The 16,194-nt window shown below is 46.6% G+C and carries 17 protein-coding genes; 8 read left to right on the top strand and 9 right to left on the bottom strand.

Features of this window, described 5'->3' with window-relative positions:
• Positions 1-11: 11 nt before the first annotated feature.
• On the bottom strand, positions 12-1,007 hold the full coding sequence (locus tag RA156_RS10295; RefSeq protein ID WP_306639930.1) for a proline and serine-rich protein 1 family protein: 996 nt from the start codon (positions 1,005-1,007) through the stop codon (positions 12-14).
• A gap of 220 nt (positions 1,008-1,227) precedes the next feature.
• Between RA156_RS10295 and RA156_RS10290 the strand changes: the two genes are divergently transcribed.
• The 3 genes from RA156_RS10290 to RA156_RS10280 all read left to right on the top strand — a co-directional run bounded on the left by RA156_RS10290 (position 1,228) and on the right by RA156_RS10280 (position 3,560).
• Positions 1,228-1,614 carry a four helix bundle protein gene (locus RA156_RS10290; RefSeq protein WP_306639928.1) on the top strand — a complete coding sequence of 129 codons (387 nt, stop codon included), beginning with the start codon at positions 1,228-1,230 and terminating at the stop codon, positions 1,612-1,614.
• A gap of 118 nt (positions 1,615-1,732) precedes the next feature.
• A complete protein-coding gene (locus RA156_RS10285) occupies positions 1,733-3,058 on the top strand; it encodes a saccharopine dehydrogenase family protein (RefSeq protein ID WP_306639927.1) in 1,326 nt (441 codons plus the stop codon).
• Entirely contained in the window at positions 3,039-3,560 is a 522-nt protein-coding gene (locus RA156_RS10280) for a hypothetical protein (RefSeq protein ID WP_306639925.1), read from the top strand. The genes RA156_RS10285 and RA156_RS10280 overlap by 20 nt, the downstream gene beginning before the upstream one ends.
• 1 nt (position 3,561) lies before the next feature.
• Here RA156_RS10280 and RA156_RS10275 read toward each other — a convergent pair whose 3' ends face one another.
• A complete protein-coding gene (locus tag RA156_RS10275; RefSeq protein WP_306639923.1) occupies positions 3,562-4,086 on the bottom strand; it encodes a hypothetical protein in 525 nt (174 codons plus the stop codon).
• Positions 4,087-4,448: 362 nt separating this feature from the next.
• On the opposite strand from RA156_RS10275, the gene RA156_RS10270 reads away from it, so the two are divergent.
• From RA156_RS10270 to RA156_RS10250, 5 genes are all read left to right on the top strand, one after another.
• Positions 4,449-5,678: a 4-hydroxy-3-methylbut-2-enyl diphosphate reductase gene (locus RA156_RS10270; protein WP_306639921.1), complete on the top strand. Its 1,230-nt coding sequence runs from the start codon at positions 4,449-4,451 to the stop codon at positions 5,676-5,678.
• Positions 5,679-6,062: 384 nt separating this feature from the next.
• Positions 6,063-7,895 carry a DNA mismatch repair endonuclease MutL gene (mutL, locus tag RA156_RS10265; protein ID WP_306639919.1) on the top strand — a complete coding sequence of 611 codons (1,833 nt, stop codon included), beginning with the start codon at positions 6,063-6,065 and terminating at the stop codon, positions 7,893-7,895.
• A 6-nt stretch (positions 7,896-7,901) separates the two neighbouring features.
• Positions 7,902-8,576: a rhomboid family intramembrane serine protease gene (locus RA156_RS10260; protein WP_306639917.1), complete on the top strand. Its 675-nt coding sequence runs from the start codon at positions 7,902-7,904 to the stop codon at positions 8,574-8,576.
• A 12-nt stretch (positions 8,577-8,588) separates the two neighbouring features.
• Entirely contained in the window at positions 8,589-9,497 is a 909-nt protein-coding gene (locus RA156_RS10255; protein ID WP_306639915.1) for a rhomboid family intramembrane serine protease, read from the top strand.
• Between the two features lie 10 nt (positions 9,498-9,507).
• Positions 9,508-10,596: an endonuclease/exonuclease/phosphatase family protein gene (locus RA156_RS10250; protein WP_306639913.1), complete on the top strand. Its 1,089-nt coding sequence runs from the start codon at positions 9,508-9,510 to the stop codon at positions 10,594-10,596.
• 458 nt (positions 10,597-11,054) lie between these two features.
• On the opposite strand, the gene RA156_RS10245 is transcribed toward RA156_RS10250, so the two are convergent.
• The 7 genes from RA156_RS10245 to RA156_RS10215 are packed head-to-tail and all read right to left on the bottom strand — an operon-like array spanning position 11,055 to position 16,192.
• Positions 11,055-11,780 carry a lycopene cyclase domain-containing protein gene (locus tag RA156_RS10245; RefSeq protein WP_306639911.1) on the bottom strand — a complete coding sequence of 242 codons (726 nt, stop codon included), beginning with the start codon at positions 11,778-11,780 and terminating at the stop codon, positions 11,055-11,057.
• Complete coding sequence (locus tag RA156_RS10240; protein WP_306639909.1) at positions 11,780-12,253, bottom strand: sterol desaturase family protein; 474 nt, start codon at positions 12,251-12,253, stop codon at positions 11,780-11,782. Before RA156_RS10240 ends, RA156_RS10245 begins: the two co-directional genes overlap by 1 nt.
• Position 12,254: 1 nt before the next feature.
• Entirely contained in the window at positions 12,255-12,878 is a 624-nt protein-coding gene (locus tag RA156_RS10235) for a carotenoid biosynthesis protein (RefSeq protein ID WP_306639907.1), read from the bottom strand.
• Positions 12,871-14,337, bottom strand: coding sequence for a 1-hydroxycarotenoid 3,4-desaturase CrtD (gene crtD / locus RA156_RS10230; RefSeq protein ID WP_306639906.1), 1,467 nt, complete (start codon positions 14,335-14,337; stop codon positions 12,871-12,873). Before crtD ends, RA156_RS10235 begins: the two co-directional genes overlap by 8 nt.
• The gene (gene idi, locus RA156_RS10225) at positions 14,337-14,849 is read right to left on the bottom strand and encodes an isopentenyl-diphosphate Delta-isomerase (protein ID WP_306639905.1); all 513 of its coding nucleotides are present in this window, start codon (positions 14,847-14,849) and stop codon (positions 14,337-14,339) included. The genes crtD and idi overlap by 1 nt, the downstream gene beginning before the upstream one ends.
• A 2-nt stretch (positions 14,850-14,851) precedes the next feature.
• Positions 14,852-15,355, bottom strand: coding sequence for a hypothetical protein (locus tag RA156_RS10220; RefSeq protein ID WP_306639904.1), 504 nt, complete (start codon positions 15,353-15,355; stop codon positions 14,852-14,854).
• A complete protein-coding gene (locus RA156_RS10215; RefSeq protein ID WP_306639903.1) occupies positions 15,356-16,192 on the bottom strand; it encodes a phytoene/squalene synthase family protein in 837 nt (278 codons plus the stop codon). It lies immediately after the preceding gene.
• Positions 16,193-16,194: the final 2 nt, after the last annotated feature.

Here is a 16,194-nt window from a genome sequence, read left to right as displayed (position 1 = left end):
AGGGAAGGAAATTACTTTCCTTCCAAAAATTCATTCAGTTCGTCGATCGTCATTTCAAACCCAAAGGCATCATTAACGACGTAGTAGTTGTCTTGATCGAAGCAGTAGTCGTAAGCGAATTTAGCGTACTCTAGCTTCGTATCTTCAAAAGAGAACAACATCATGATCTCTTTGATCTGACGTGCCGTGAAGCACTTCGCTTTCGTTACTTGCTTTGCGATTGTCAATTTCGAGTCTTCGAAACTCTTGTCTTCAATCGAACGCTTTAGCTCGTCCATCTCACCATCACCCATCGGTGAAGCACATGGTCCTTCAACTGGAGCTGGAGCAGGTAAGGTGATCGCTTGATCTTCAATGTCCATAGTTTCTACCTCAGTAGTCATGGTCGTTGTTGTCGTAGTCGTCGAAATAGTCTCAGTCACGGTTGTCTCTGACTCCATTGTTTCCATCCCTGGAACTTTGATCGAGATGCCTACTTCTTCATCACCAACTTTCATGCTGATGCCTACTTCGTCGTCATCGTCTTTTACGGTTGTTGTTGTCGTCACGGTCTCTGTAGTACCCGGACGTGTAGTAATCGTTTCCTGTACAACAGTTTCTTTCACCGGACGTTCTTCCGGAGCTTCCATTGGAACCACAGGGTATTCTTTTTCCATTGGTTCTGCAGGCGCAGTTGTACCCAATGGAGCAACACCATTCATGCGAAGAACGAAACGTCCTTTCTTATTCTTCTTAATCATGATTGTTGATTCCATTCCTTTCTCTGCACCTCCATTGGCTGCAAAGTCAGCGTTCATGTCGTCTTCAAAATCAACACGAACCTGGAAGAATTCCTGGGTCAATCCGTCTACACGCACATTCGCTTGTGGTGTGTCGTTTTGTTTAGCTCCATTAATGTAGAGGGTAAACTTCTCACCAAACTCAGTGAAGAAGATCGCCGTGGCTCCTTGCGCCGAAGCTGCAATGGCTGCTAGTGCGAATACGGTAGAGAGTAGCAGTTGCTTCATAAGGATAAGTTTTCGGGTCTAAATTAGTGTTTCTTCTATCCTTTCAATCAGCGTGCCAAAAATGTTTTTAAGGAAATAGGGATCGCGGGATGCGGATCGCGGAATACGGAATACGGATTGCGGAACGCGGAACGCGGAATGAGGGTTACGGTGGTGAATTTTTGGTCGACGACTGTAAAACGGTTGTTAAACCGGGTGAATCTGCTACTACATTAGGTGTATGAATAACAACTCATTCGAAAACTTAGAAGTGTGGCAGCGATCCATGAAATTGGTCGTTGAATGCTACCGCCTCTTGGATTCTGTTGAATTGGATAATGATCGAGTTCTACGATATCAAGTCCGAAAATCTGTGATTTCTAATCCTTCAAATATCGCTGAAGGTGCTGCTTCAGGAAGCCCACGTAATTACCATCGTTTTTTGAATCATTCTACGGGGTCAGCTGCTGAGTTAGTGACCCAACTGAAGATTGCAGAACAATTGGGATTTATTGGATCCGCTGAACTATCAAGTATTTTCGAAAGTCTTAGGATAATCCAAGCTCAGCTTCACAGTTTAAAACGAAGTATCCGCAGCCGTCATGGCCTCAAAAATGGCTGGGAATGAATCACTAAGACCCCCATAATCCGCGATCCGCAATCCGCATTCCGCGATCCAAATCCTGCGTTCCGCGATCTGCGTTCCTAGACCCAAGAAATTCTATCTTTGGCGCAAAATCAGCAACGTGAAGAAGATTCTAGTGATTGGTGCGGGAAGGTCTAGTTCTTCCCTAGTAAAGTACCTACTTGACAACGCAGAGGCACAAGATTGGAAAGTGACCTTGGCAGATCGTGATCTGGCATTGGCCGAGTCAAAGTTGAATGGAAATGAGAGGGGAGAGGCGCTGTTATTCGAGGCCGATAATCATCCGAGAAGAAAGGAATTGATTGAGGAGTGTGACCTCGTGATTTCTATGCTGCCAGCGAGCATGCACATGATGGTGGCGACTGATGCGATTGAGCTTGGAAAGAATCTGATTACCCCAAGTTATGTTTCTCCGGAGATGAAGGAGTTAGACGACGAAGCCCGCCGCAAAGGGGTATTGTTGTTAAATGAGATGGGAGTGGATCCAGGGATTGACCACATGAGTGCGATGCGCGTGATTGATGAGATCAAGTCGAAAGGAGGAAAACTCATCCGTTTTGAGTCGTTTACTGGTGGTTTGATCGCCCCAGAAAGTGATGATAATCCCTGGCATTACAAGTTCACTTGGAACCCACGTAATGTGATCATGGCAGGGATGGGGGGGACGGCGCAGTACATCCAAAACCACAACCTGAAGTACATCCCGATTCACAAGATTTTCGAACGCTACAAGGAAATTGAAATCGAAGGCTACGGTGTTTTCGAAGGCTACGCTAATCGTGATAGCCTTTCATACCGCAGTGTATACGGATTGGAAGATGTTCCAACGATTTACCGGGGTACACTTCGCGGACAAGGCTACTGTAAAGCTTGGAATGTCTTCGTTCAACTGGGGATGACCACGGAAGATTTTGAAGTGGAAAGCAAGAACATGACCTGGCGTGATTTCATCAACTCATACTTGCAGTACGATCCAGAACTTCCCGTAGAAGCAAAGATTCAGAATTACCTCAACCTCGACGAGGAAACAATGGATATGCTGAAATGGACTGGAATCTTCGACTCAACGAAAATTGGCGTGGATAGCGCCACACCAGCGGCGTTGCTACAATTATTGCTTGAAGACAAATGGAAGCTGAAAGAAAACGACAAAGACATGATCGTCATGTGGCACCGTTTTGATTATGAGCTTGACGGACAAGAGCATCAAGTGCAGTCGTCAATGGTGGCGATTGGTGAAGACCAGACTTATACGGCGATGAGCAATACCGTAGGTTTACCAATGGGAATTGCTGCGAAGATGATCTTGAATGGTGAGATGAAGCTGACAGGCGTACAAATGCCTATCTTACCAGAGGTTTACGAGCCGATCCTTGATGAACTGACGAAATTCGATATCCAATTCGTTGAAAAGACGATTCACTGACATATACTTTCTACTCCTCATTCTTCTGATTCCATTCGGAACGGTAGCGCAATGCGATGCACCTGGAATTCCGGAAGGGATGACCTTTGAAGAGCCCGGCGATTACCGCAGCGCAGATGCCTTGGCAGCTGATTGCATGGAATGGCTGCTTGCGCATGATTTAGATTACTGTGCCTCTGACCGAAATGAGCTTAACGCCTTTGTCTTAGTGTGGCTCAGTGGACACCCAGACCTCATTGTTGATGTGAAGAAAGAGGCTATGCCATTTCTACGCAGTCACCCAGAGCTTTTATACCCGATGCTACACGGTATGGCAATGTATCTGATGGAAACACCAGAGAAAGAATGCAATGAAGTGAATGCTCACGTCGCAGGGCTCGAAGCAGTGACAGATGCTATCGGAAAGTGTTCGGATTACAAAAAAGACGAAGAACTAAAGCGTCTACGTAAAGACCGAAGAAAGGGCAGGTTGGAAGAAAGGGTTCAGGAGTGGATTAAATAGATCATTGAGCAGAGACCATCTCACGGTACTTCTTCTGCATTTCCTTTGTGTACTCAAGATCGTGGATGAACTTTCGTTTCATTCGATGCCAGCGAATTACCGCGATGGGTACATCGTCAAAAGGCGTCTCACCTTTTTTCGCATCAAAAGTGATTAAATCTACATCACAAGGGTATTCGTCGTGCTTTGCTTTAGAATCGGTGGTGTCAAAGATCAAACTCTTTGATAAGCAACCTTCAGCTTCCACTTTCACGCGGTACTCTTTTCCGAAGTCAAGAATGAGAAATACCATGCCTTTACTATCGGCTTGGAATTCATGCGGCTTCTCTTCAATACCGTACACAGTCACCCATGCATTATCCGGACGTTTACCTTCAATCGAAATCGCGAGGTCAACTTCCAGGTACTGGTCTTCTTGCTCTACTACCTTCATGGAACTTGTCAGCGTCCATGTAAATAGAAGAACAGCACACAGCAGGAGTAGCTTCACTCCTGATGATCGTTTTATGGCAGTTCTTTCAAACATTTGGGCGGCTAAATTTCATGTTCGTGTACGTGAGAACTGTACGAGGGTTGGCTGATAGAAATGTAGGATTCGCCTTACAGGTGGACGGTAGACGGTGGACGGTGGACGGTGGACGGTGGACGGTAGATGGTAGACGGTGGACCGTGGACGGTGGACGGTGGACGGTTGACGGGGTTTGGAATGCGGATCGCGGAACGCGGTGGTTGTGTCCTTATGAAAACAGTTGCCGGACGCCGGAAAAAAGTAGACGGTTGAGGGTGGAAGGTTTATTTTCGTCCACCGTCCACCGTCCACCGTCCACCGTCCACCGTCTACCTCGAAGTATCGCAAAACAAATTTAGCTTTGCAGAGTTACTACATCGATGAGAAGTTTCGACATCCCTACATTCTACCGTTCACCGATTATTAGTCGCGTGAAAGCGTTCCGAAAAGCACAGGATCCTAAGAAGAAAGACTTTAGTCCGACTGAATTGGATTTTGGTCCGGTGAAGTTTATGCTAGCGCGTCACTTTGGTTTCTGTTATGGGGTGGAGAACGCTATTGAGATTTCTTACAAGGCGCTCAATGAAAATCCTGGGAAGCAGATTTACTTGCTGAGCCAGATGATTCATAACCCTTCTGTCAATGCCGATCTCACTGATCGTGGAATCAAATTCCTGCAAGACACTTATGGGAATGAGTTGATTCCTTTTGACCAAGTGACTACGGATGATGTGGTAATCATTCCTGCGTTTGGTACTACCGTTGAAGTGGAGGCTTATTTCCGCGATCGCGGAATTGAAGTACAGCAATACAACACGACCTGTCCGTTCGTTGAGAAAGTATGGAACCGCTCTGCGAAGCTCGGACAACAAGACTGTACCATCATCATCCACGGAAAGCCGAAGCACGAAGAGACGCGTGCTACTTTTTCGCATGCCAGAGAAAATGCTGCAGCAGTTGTGGTGAAAGATATGGATGAGACAAAGGTGCTCGAGAAGTACATTCGAAAGGAGTTGCCGAAGGATCAGTTCTACAAGGATTTTGAAGGACAGTATTCTGAAGGATTTGATCCTGACGTGCACTTCAATAAGATTGGGGTGGTGAATCAGACCACTATGTTGGCAAGTGATACACAAGCCATCGCTGATCATCTGAAGCAAGTGATCATTGCCATTCATGGCGAGGAAAACATGAAACAGCATTTCGCAGATACGCGAGATACCCTGTGTTATGCAACGAATGATAATCAGCAGGCGACTTACGGTTTGCTCGAAAAAGGTGCCGATCTAGCCATTGTGGTTGGCGGGTACAATAGCTCGAACACAAGCCATTTGGTAGAGCTTTGCGAGGAGAAAATGCCCACCTTCTTTATCCAAACGGAAGAGGATATTCTAAATCGTGACGAAATCAGTCACTTTGACATACACACAAAGGAGGTCTTGAAGAGCAGTAACTACCTGCCTTCAAATGACTCTCCAACAATCATCGTAACCAGCGGTGCGTCTTGTCCAGACGCGATTGTAGACCGCGTTATCGCTAAGCTTCTAAGCTATTTTGATGGGGCAAGTTCGACCGATGAGGTCATTGCCGCACTGACAACTGTGAACTAAGCCAGCTCAGGCACGTTCTTTGTGGATGAAGATTGTAAATTTGATCTTCTATGCGAGTGCCACGTCTTTTCTTTAAAAATGTTCGTACAGAACCTCGTCGATTCGAGTTTCGCTCTCCTCACTACGATCCCAAGAAAAGGGAACTTGAAGAGAGACAAGAGCGCCTTGATCAAGAGATAGCAAGAGAACGTGGCGAAGTTACCGACGAAGCAACACCACCGCGTGTTTCCTTTGATCGCTCTCGCAGAGTTAGAGCAAAACAGTCAAGCAGAACGCGCGTGATTCGATTTGTGTTGATCTTGGCTGCACTGTGCTACTTGTTGTACCAAGGAATCTTGTGGGTCGAAACCACGGATTTCGGAAAAGTTTTAGACTCCGCAAAGAATGTCTGATATCATTCAGTTACTTCCTGATTTCGTCGCAAACCAAATTGCAGCGGGTGAAGTAATTCAACGTCCAGCTTCGGTCGTCAAAGAATTACTTGAAAACGCCATCGACGCAGGAGCAGGGAAGATACAGTTGATCATAAAAGATGCAGGACGTACACTGATCCAAGTCACCGATGATGGGTGTGGGATGAGTCCTGCTGACGCGCGCCTTTGTTTCGAGCGTCATGCAACTTCCAAAATCGCTGATTCACAAGATCTCTTTAAGATTAGAACCAAAGGATTCCGTGGTGAAGCCTTGGCATCCATTGCCTCAGTTGCGCAGGTGGAAATGAAAACCCGCCAGCATGATCAAGATCTTGGAACCAAAGTGCGCATTGAAGGTGCTGATGTTTCAGAATGTGAACCTTGCCAGGCCACAGAAGGAACGAGCTTCATGGTCCGTAATCTGTTCTACAACGTTCCGGCACGACGCCAGTTCTTGAAGTCAGATCAGGTGGAAACACGTCACATCATGGACGAATTCCAGCGAGTGGCGCTGGCACATCCAGATGTTGCGATGTCGATGCACCACAACGGAACTGAGGTATACCACCTGACCACTGGAACACCCCGTCAGCGTGTGGTTGGTCTTTTTGGTAACAAATACGATGAACGTATCATTCCAGTATCGGAAGCGACAGACGTTGTTTCGATCAATGGGTTCGCAGGAAAGCCTGAGTTCTCTCGAAAGACACGTGGGGAGCAGTTCCTATTCGTGAATAACCGCTTCATCAAACACCACCGTTTCCATCACGCTGTAGTTTCGGCAATGGAAGGATTGATCCCTCACGGGAACCATCCGATGTATGTGATTTATCTTGATATTGATCCGTCGTACGTTGATGTGAATATTCACCCGACGAAGACGGAAGTGAAATTCCGTGATGAACAAGCGATCTACTTGATCCTGCGTTCTGCGATTAAGAAATCACTCGGTCAGTTCCAGGTAGCTCCAACGCTTGATTTTGAGGCGGAGTCGTCACTTAATATTCCACCTCTCGATAAGAACCGCCCGATTGCAGTTCCGCAGATTAATGTGGATCCAGAATACAATCCGTTCAGGAACGATCAGAAGCGAAGCGTTCCCGGCATGGCCGGAAGAAAAAGCACCTTCGATCGTCAAGCATCGAAAGAGTGGAAAGAGTTTTATCAAATCCTCAAGCAAGACCGTGAAGAGGAGCCTGCCCAACTTTCAACGGGCTTGGAAGATACTTCTCATAAGCCTGAAGTAGGTGCGTCAGTGTTCCAAGTTGGACGAAACTACATTGTGGCGCCGATCAAGAGCGGACTAATGGTCATTGACCAGCAACAGGCGCACCAGCGTATTTTGTATGAGGAATTTATGAACCAAGACGGGCAGCATCAGCAGCATGCACAGCAGTTGTTGTACCCGCAAAATTTGCAGTTGAGTCCTGGAGATCATGCCCTCATCGTCTCTCACCTTGAAGACCTGAAAGGAATGGGCTTCGATGTCGAAGAATTTGGCGCGAACGACCTCATTGTTCGTGGGCTTCCTGCAGATAGCCGTCAACAAGATGCCGGGCAATTGGTTGATTTGATTGTCAACGCATTGAAAGAAGGCGGTGAACACGAACGTCCGGGTCAGCATGCCCTGGCAATGGGCTTGGCTCGAGGGGCGTCAATTCGAAGCGGACAAGTACTTCAACTTGCTGAAATGCGTGAGTTGATTGACCGTTTGTTCGCTTGTGAAGTGCCTTATTACGGCCCTACTGGCCGACAGGCGATTGTTACATTTACTCCAGACGATTTATCGTCAAAATTTGAATAGAATTATATGTTGCAGCCAACCACACCAGTTGTCCGGAATTTATTGATACTGAATGTCTTGTTCTTTCTTGGGACAAGTGTGGCGGGGTCGATGTTCGAAGTACATCTTACCTATTTACTTGGTGCTTTTTATCCCGCATCTGATTGGTTTAGACCATGGCAGATAGTAACCCACATGTTCATGCACGGGGGACCTTTGCATATCTTCTTCAATATGTTCGCCCTATACATGTTTGGTACCACACTTGAGCGTGTTTGGGGATCGAAACGATTCTTGATTTACTATATGGTTTGTGGCCTGGGAGCGTTCTTCTTACACGAAGCGGTGAATGCCTACCAAGTATTCCAAGCAACAGGAGAACTCATGCCGGTCATGACCAATGCCAATGCTGGTGATTTAGCTGGTATTTACAATATTCCTATGGTGGGAGCTTCAGGGGCAGTATATGGATTGTTACTGGCTTTTGGAGTACTTTTCCCGAATACCCGATTGATGCTACTTTTCCCTCCGATCCCGATCAAAGCCAAATGGCTGGTGTTTGGATTGGGAATCATGGAAATCTATCTTGTGACTTTGGATTCTGCAAGTGATAATATCGCTCACTTCGCCCACCTTGGAGGGATGCTCTTCGGTTACTTGCTTCTGAAGAAATGGCAGCGAGATACAACCACGTTTTACTAGAAAGAATAGAAAATGGCTTCGATAGGGGATGAAATAAAGCGACTTTGGCGTACCGGTGGAATGACCGTACGTCTCATTGGTGTCAACCTTGCTGTTTTTGTTGCATTTATACTCATTCAGATAGTAGGGAAATTCATTGTGGGGGCGGAATTCGTTGGAGCTGAAGATTCCAACTATTATTATTTCACCGCTACTTCTGCTGACCTTGGCCTTTTACTTAAGCGGCCATGGACTCTAATCACCTTTATGTTCGCCCATGCAGGATTCATGCATATCCTGTTCAACATGATTATGTTGTGGTTTATTGGAAGAATGTTTGAAGGCATGTTCGGTGCTCGTAAAATGCTTGCAACCTATTTCTTAGGGAGTTTCATGGGGGTTTTTCTCCTCATTATACTGAGCAATGTTTCACCATTGATTCAAGCAGGGCCGCCGATCCTAGGGGCTTCAGCTGCCGTTTTTGCCATTATCGTGGGTTATGCGACTTACTTCCCTGATCAAGAGGTGCGTCTTCTCCTTTTCGGTACGGTGAAATTCAAATGGATAGCGACGGTCCTTGTTGTTGTTCAGATTTTCAGTCTTAATGGTGTCTCAAACATTGGCGGCAGTATCGGTCACCTAGGAGGAGCGCTTTATGGGTTCCTACTGATAACACAAATGCGTAAAGGAAGAGATATAGGTATGTGGTTTGAGAAGCTATTGGATCGCTTGGTGAATCTTTTCCGCAGTGGCGGTGGAAGCCGAATGAAGGTCGTTTACAACAAACAAACTCAGCAAAAACGACATAAAACCGATGAAGAGTACAACGCTGAGAAAAATGCGAAGGCAGCCAAGGTCGACAAGATCCTGGATAAGATCAGTAAGTCAGGTTGGGATAGCTTGACGAAAGACGAAAAAGACTTTTTGAACGCCCAGAAGTAAGCCACGCTCAATGAAGCGATTTCTCCAACGTCTTCCTGGTCGATTGATCAGACTATGCGCCCTCATCGGCCTCACAGGCGTGGTTCTCGCTTACCTCTCAACTCAAGTCACACCCGTATACTTTCCCTTCTTCGCCTTTTTTGGGTTGACCTATTTCGTATGGTTCACCATTTCTGTCATTGGTTTGGTTTATTCGCTAGCGAGGAAGCGGTGGGTCATGGCCGGACTCGTAGCCCTAACTTTCATATTCACTTGGGACTTGGTAGGAAGAACCTTTTCGCTATCCACTTCGGAAGAGCTTGAGGAACATTCGGAAGAGCTTTCCATCATGTCGTACAACGTGCGCCTCTTTGACCTCTACAACTGGACAGAAGGCGTAGAAACGCGGAATGCCATTTTCGATTTTCTAGAGGAGAATCCAAGTGATGTGATTTGCTTTCAAGAGTTCTACCGCACTGACCGAACGGGCGTGTTCGAAACCCGAGATACGCTCGTACAGTTCCTTGACAATATCCATGTCCATGAAAAGCTGGCCTATGAGCCTCGAGCAAAGCAGTATTTCGGAATAGCCACGTTCTCGAAATTCAAGATTGTCGGCAAAGGAGAAGTCGATTTCCAATCTGAAGGACATAACTACTGTATCTACACTGACATCAAAAAAGGAGACGATACACTGAGGATATACAACGCCCACCTGGCCAGTATCCGTTTCCAACACGAAGACTACGAGGCCATTGATCAGGGCCCCAAAGCTGAGGATGCCAAACGTTTAGCTGAGCGTATGAAGATCGCCTACCGCAAACGCGCTGAACAAGCAGATCGTGTTTCAAACCACATGCGAACCTCTCCATACCCCACCATCATCGCAGGAGACTTCAATGACACCCCAGTAAGCTACGTCTACGAACAAATCAGCCGTGACATGACCGACGCCTTCCACGTTGGAGATCAACTCATCGGGTCTACTCACCTCGGCAAATATCCTTTCTTCCGAATCGATTACCTCATGCACTCGTCTGAGCTAAACACAAAGGAATTCCGCACCATTGATGTGAGGTATTCGGATCATCGGCCGATTCGCGGAATACTCTCTTACTAGGCTTATGGCGTATGGCTTAAGGCTTAAGTTGGGTATGGAGTAACTTTCGGACGCCGGACGCCGGATGCCGGTTATAGCATGATTAGTTCGCCTTCGGCGATAGCGTGGTTAGTGGATTAGGCGTTAGGCTATAGGCTTTAGGCGTTAGCAAAGTATTTTCGGACGCCGGATGCCGGACGCCGGATGCCGGACAAAGCATGATTAGTTCGCCTTCGGCGATAGCGTGGTTAGTGGTTTAGGCGTTAGGCCATAGGCTTTAGGCGTTAGCAAAGTACTTTCGGATGCCGGACGCCGGATGCCGGTTATAGCATGATTAGTTCGCCTTCGGCGATAGCGTGGTTAGTGGATTAGGCGTTAGGCCATAGGCTTTAGGCGTTAGCAAAGTACTTTCGGATGCCGGACGCCGGACGCCGGAAAAGGAGCATTGTTCTTTTAGGTAAAGCCCTAGGCCTTAGGCCTTAAGCCTTACGCCTTAAGCCTTCGTAGATAGAAATATTCATCCCAATCAACAAGAACCCATAAACCGTGTCATCTACCGGGACGCTGAAGATGCGGAAGCTGAGGTTGTGGTCGTTGTTGTACCAAACAATTTGATCCGTTACGATTTCGGGAGTGGAGTTGAAGATGGGGTACTGCCAGAAGTCTAGTCCGGTTAGGATGCCGTTGGCGATGAGGAAGGGGACTAGAATTATGAGGTAGGTGAAAGCAAACCATCCTAACCAATGAGGCCGCCATCTTATCATCACCAGTAGACCAATGAAGGTGAAAAGCGCGGTGAAGAAGGTGTAGTGTTTTCCCACGTTAGTGGCCATCAAGAGGACGCACAATGCAGCCATTCCATAGACCATAGGCTTACCCCATTGCTTAAAAGGTTCACCTGGTATCCAGGCCTTGAAGGTTTCGTAGAGGAAGACACAGGCGTAGGGGATGCAGATGAAAAATAGCCACTCTTCAACTGGAAGTCCTAAGATTCTTGGACCCAGCAGGTAATTATCATTGAAGCCCCAGATTCCCGCGTTAGCGAAGAGGACATCCCAAACAATGAAAAAGATGAGGGTGATGATATTAGCAGGCCAAAAGTATTTCCACGACTTGTAGAAGGCGACCTTCTTATCGAAACTCAACAAGAGGGGCACGGCAATGCTGCCGAGATTGACAGCGAGGTACAAGAAGTGGCTATCCATTAACCCGCGGGCTTTGTGCGCTTGCGATCGTAATCCATCGCAGCTCTGAAGTATTTCCAAGGAACCACCAACATTCCAAAGCATTCTCCTTCTTCCTTTCCACGGTGTTTGTGATGCACCTTGTGCGCCTTTCGAATCGCTCGGAAGTAGACGTTGTTGGTTTTATCGAACCATTTGAATCGACGGTGAATCAACACATCATGGACGAGGAAATAGCAAACGCCGTAGATGGCGATTCCCATGCCAATGAAGAATCGAAAATCAATTCCATTTAAAGATCCGAAGATGAAGAGCAAGGAACTCGGAATGGCGAAGATTAAAAAGAAGACGTCGTTCTTTTCGAAGAAGCCTGGTTCAGGCACGTGGTGGTCTTCGTGGAAATACCACATGAACCCGTGCATCACGTATTTGTGCATGAACCAAGCCATGAATTCCATGAAGAAGAAAGTACCTATGACGATCAATGCTGCCATCCTAGAGAAGTAAATTTAGGATCCCGAAGAATCCAACTTGTATAAAGAAGAACACCGCAGCTACCTTGTTGTTTCCGAAGTGTTTGTCGATCTGTGCTATGAAGCTGAGGATGAGTGCGGTAACGAACCATCCTGCATAGTTGTTCCAAGGTACTTCAACCCCGAACCATGTCCAAAAATTGAATTCAATCGCCACAGGCTCAATCAAGAAATCAAGCAAGGTCATCAACGCGGCAGAAATCAATGCTTTGACAATTTTGTTTCCGCTAACGCGGGAAGCGAGATGAAGCGAACCCATCAATAGAAGCAGCCAAAGCAATCCAATGAGGATAGGTACCTCGAATAGTTGGGGGCCGAGTGCACTTCCATAGGCGTATTCACCAAAGGGGAATTGCGTGTGCACTCCAAGGCACTCCACACCCCAAGCCAAAACGAACACATAAAATAGAATGCTCTTCATTGGCGATTTAGCGTGACGCATGACGAAGTAACCTGAAACCATCAAGTTCAGTGGTGTCAAGGGTAAGAACCATTCTCTCCAAGGTGATGACAAGCCACATACCCCCACCACGTGAAGGATGATCATCACACCAATAGATATTTGTGCTTTGGTCAACTTAGGCATGGTCTTGAGCTATCAGTTCATCAACAATTTTAGCAGAAAGTAAGCAAAGCGGAATACCCCCACCTGGGTGGACACTTCCTCCGCAGAAATAGAGTGATTTAATCTTCTTCGCAAAGTTCGGATGACGCAAGAAAGCCGCCATCTTATCATTCGAGCTCGTTCCGTACAACGACCCCATGTAGCTGCTCGTTTTCGATTCGATAGTGATCGGATCTAGACGTTCTTCGGTAATAATAAACGGCTCAATATCTGTCTTCAAGGCCTTGTTAATCTTGCGAATGATGTGTTTCCGCGCTAGCGGTATTAAACGCTCCCAAGATTGTCCACTATTTGAAGGAACATTGATCATTACAAACCAATTCTCTTTGCCTTCTGGGGCATCTTCAGGCGCACACTTTGAGGTGATATTGATATAAACCGTCGGGTCTTCTGAAATTCGTTCGCCCTCAAAGAGAAGTTTGAATTCTTCTTCATAGTCGTTTGAGAAGAGGATGTTATGCAAATGCAATTCCGGAAAGCTGCGATCAATGCCCCAGTAGAAGATCAGCGCAGAACTTGATCGCTCGCGTGCTAATACCGCTTCAGGCGCAGGTTGATCTTTCAGCAATTTCCGAAAGGTAGGATAGACATCCGCGTTACTGACAACGAAATCAGCCTTGGTTTCTTTACCTTCTACAACAAGCCCTGCTGCTTTCTTTCCTTCAACCACAATGCGCTCAACCTTGGCATTGTAGTGGAACTTGACTCCAAGTTTTTCAGCCGCCGCCACCAAACTCTGAGTGATTTGGTACATGCCTTTCTTCGGGAAGAAAGTGCCAATATTGTGTTCAAGGTGCGGAATGATACTCAACACCCCAGGAGCTCGGTAAGGATCAGAGCCATTATAGGTCGCGTAGCGATTGAACAGCTGCACGAGCTTGGGATGGTTCAATCGTTTCTCGTTCACCGCATTCATTGTGCTGTTCAGTGAAAGTTTGTGCACCTTCACCAAAGCACGCAGCACATCCTTTGAAAGATAGCTTTTGGTGCGATGCAGCGAACGCTCCATGAAGAGGCTCGATGTTCGATCATATAACAGATCACTGTATTCTAAATGCTCAAGGGTTGGGGTGGGGCTAACGCCGAATGAGTCTTCGATTTCAGCTGAGAGTTTGTCTTTATCAGCCCATGCAGTGAAGTGCGTTCCATCATCCCAGAAGTAATGGCATGAACGATCGAGTTTTTCAAAAGGAAAGGGCACCTCATTCCCCTGCAAGGTGTGCAGCTCTTCTACAAGATGTGGAAGGGTGAAGAGGGAAGGACCCGCATCAAAGCGAAACCCTTTAGTTCTGAATTCTCTCAATTTGCCGCCAGGACCATCAGCAGCTTCGTATACATGAACAGCGAATCCGCGCTTAGCAAGGCGAAGTGCGGTGGCGATACCACCAATTCCTGCTCCAACGATCGCCGCTGTTTTCATTAAGGCTCGAGGTAATCGATGACACGTGGTAAGCAAATGCGGAACCACGTAGTATATTTCTCGGGATCTTCAGCAATGTTTCGCACAAGCTCCGGAAGTGAGATGTATTCAAATGCTTGCACTTCTTCAGGATCCGGTGTAGGAACGTCATCTGTGTAACCAATGAATACGTGATCAAGTTCATGCTCAATCAGGTCATTGTCAAATTCACTGCGGTAGATGAATGAGAAAGCATGCTCAACATTACACATCATTCCCATTTCTTCGTCAAGACGTCGAACTACTGCGTCTTCTAAAGCCTCTTCAGGACGAGGGTGGCTGCAACATGTATTGGTCCAAAGATTGGCGCTGTGATACTTTTCAGCAGCACGTTGGTGGATCAATAATTCGTTATCGTTATTGAAAATAAAGATGGAGAAGGCGCGATGAAGCACTCCTTTTTCATGAGCCTCCAGCTTTTCCATGCTACCAATCGCATTGTCTTGTTCGTCTACGAGAACTACTTCTTCCATGTCTATAGATTCTTCAGTGTGGATTGTGATGCGCTATCTAGGTCGCATGAATCCTGGAGAAAGCTAATTACTTTTTCTTGAAACCAAGGGGTGTCTGATGCCCATCCATTGGCTAGCGCCGAAACGATGAGTTCAATATCCTGATCAATCTGATCGTCATAATTCAAAAAGCCGGGTGCATGAATCTGAACTCCAAGGCGTAAGAAACGAAGTTCAGGATCTGTAGGTGCGCTTTTGATGGCTGCCTCAAGTTCGTCTCTACCTTCGGCAAAGAGGTTGTATTTCGAGAAGGGGTTAAAGCCATAACCGGCCATCACTGTTTTTGCACAGCCCTCATAACCTTTGGCAATAGGACTAACACCACCAAGTTCTTCGCACTGATCAAGGAAGGCTTCTGCATTCTCTTTATCGCCGAGTTGGAAGTACAAAGCGCGACATTGAGAAAGTTCTTCCTCACCTCCTGTCGTCATTGACAGAAGTAAATAAGTGATCAAAAGAAACTTCATTTAGATGAGGTTGAAGCTGTGGCGGACATATGAGCCCACGAAAAGTGCCAGCTTGCGTTTGTTATTGATACGAATACGTTCCTCGAGAACGCGTTCACTCGGCAATGACTTTATCTTGCGGAAGAGACGGTAGTAGTATACGTACGCTACATACACTCCCAAACGTGCGTCTTTCGGCAGTTGCACAATCCCTTTGTATGCTTCCTTAAAGTCAGCTTCAATTTCTTCCTCGATGCGGAACTTTGTGCTCTCATCGAACTGTTCCACATCCAAGCCTGGGAAGTATGCTCTTCCAAGCTCTTTGTAGTCAGCATGAAGATCTCTCAAGAAATTGATCTTCTGGAATGCAGACCCAAGGCTTTTTGCGTATGGTTCCAAGTGGTTGTAGAGCTTATCATCGCCCTCAACAAAGACACGTAAGCACATCAAACCAACAACCTCAGCCGATCCCAAGATGTACTCTTCGAAGCCTTCACGGTTGTATTCTGTTTCATGTAGGTCCATTTCCATCGAGCGAAGGAAAGTCTCTACATGTTCACGGTCAATATTGTACTTGTGGTAAGCCCACTGGAATGCATTAAGGATAGGATTCAAGCTGATGCGCTGTTCGATAGCAAGCCAAGTGCTTTCCTCGAAGCGTTTGAAGAGCTTCTCCTTATCGTAATCATGGAATGTATCTACGATCTCATCCGCGAAGCGAACGAATCCATACACTGCGTAGATAGGGTCACGAAATTTGGCATCCAGGAAACGAATTCCTAGCGAAAAAGACGTGCTGTACGACTTCGTCGTCTTCACACTGCACGACAACGAAACTTTATCAAAAATCTCCTTCATGA

Source organism: Sanyastnella coralliicola, from assembly GCF_030845195.1.
GTDB classification, from domain to species: Bacteria; Bacteroidota; Bacteroidia; order Flavobacteriales_D; family Sanyastnellaceae; genus Sanyastnella; species Sanyastnella coralliicola.
The sequence above is the reverse complement of the archived record's forward strand: the minus strand, read 5'-3'. Positions and strand labels throughout refer to the sequence as shown.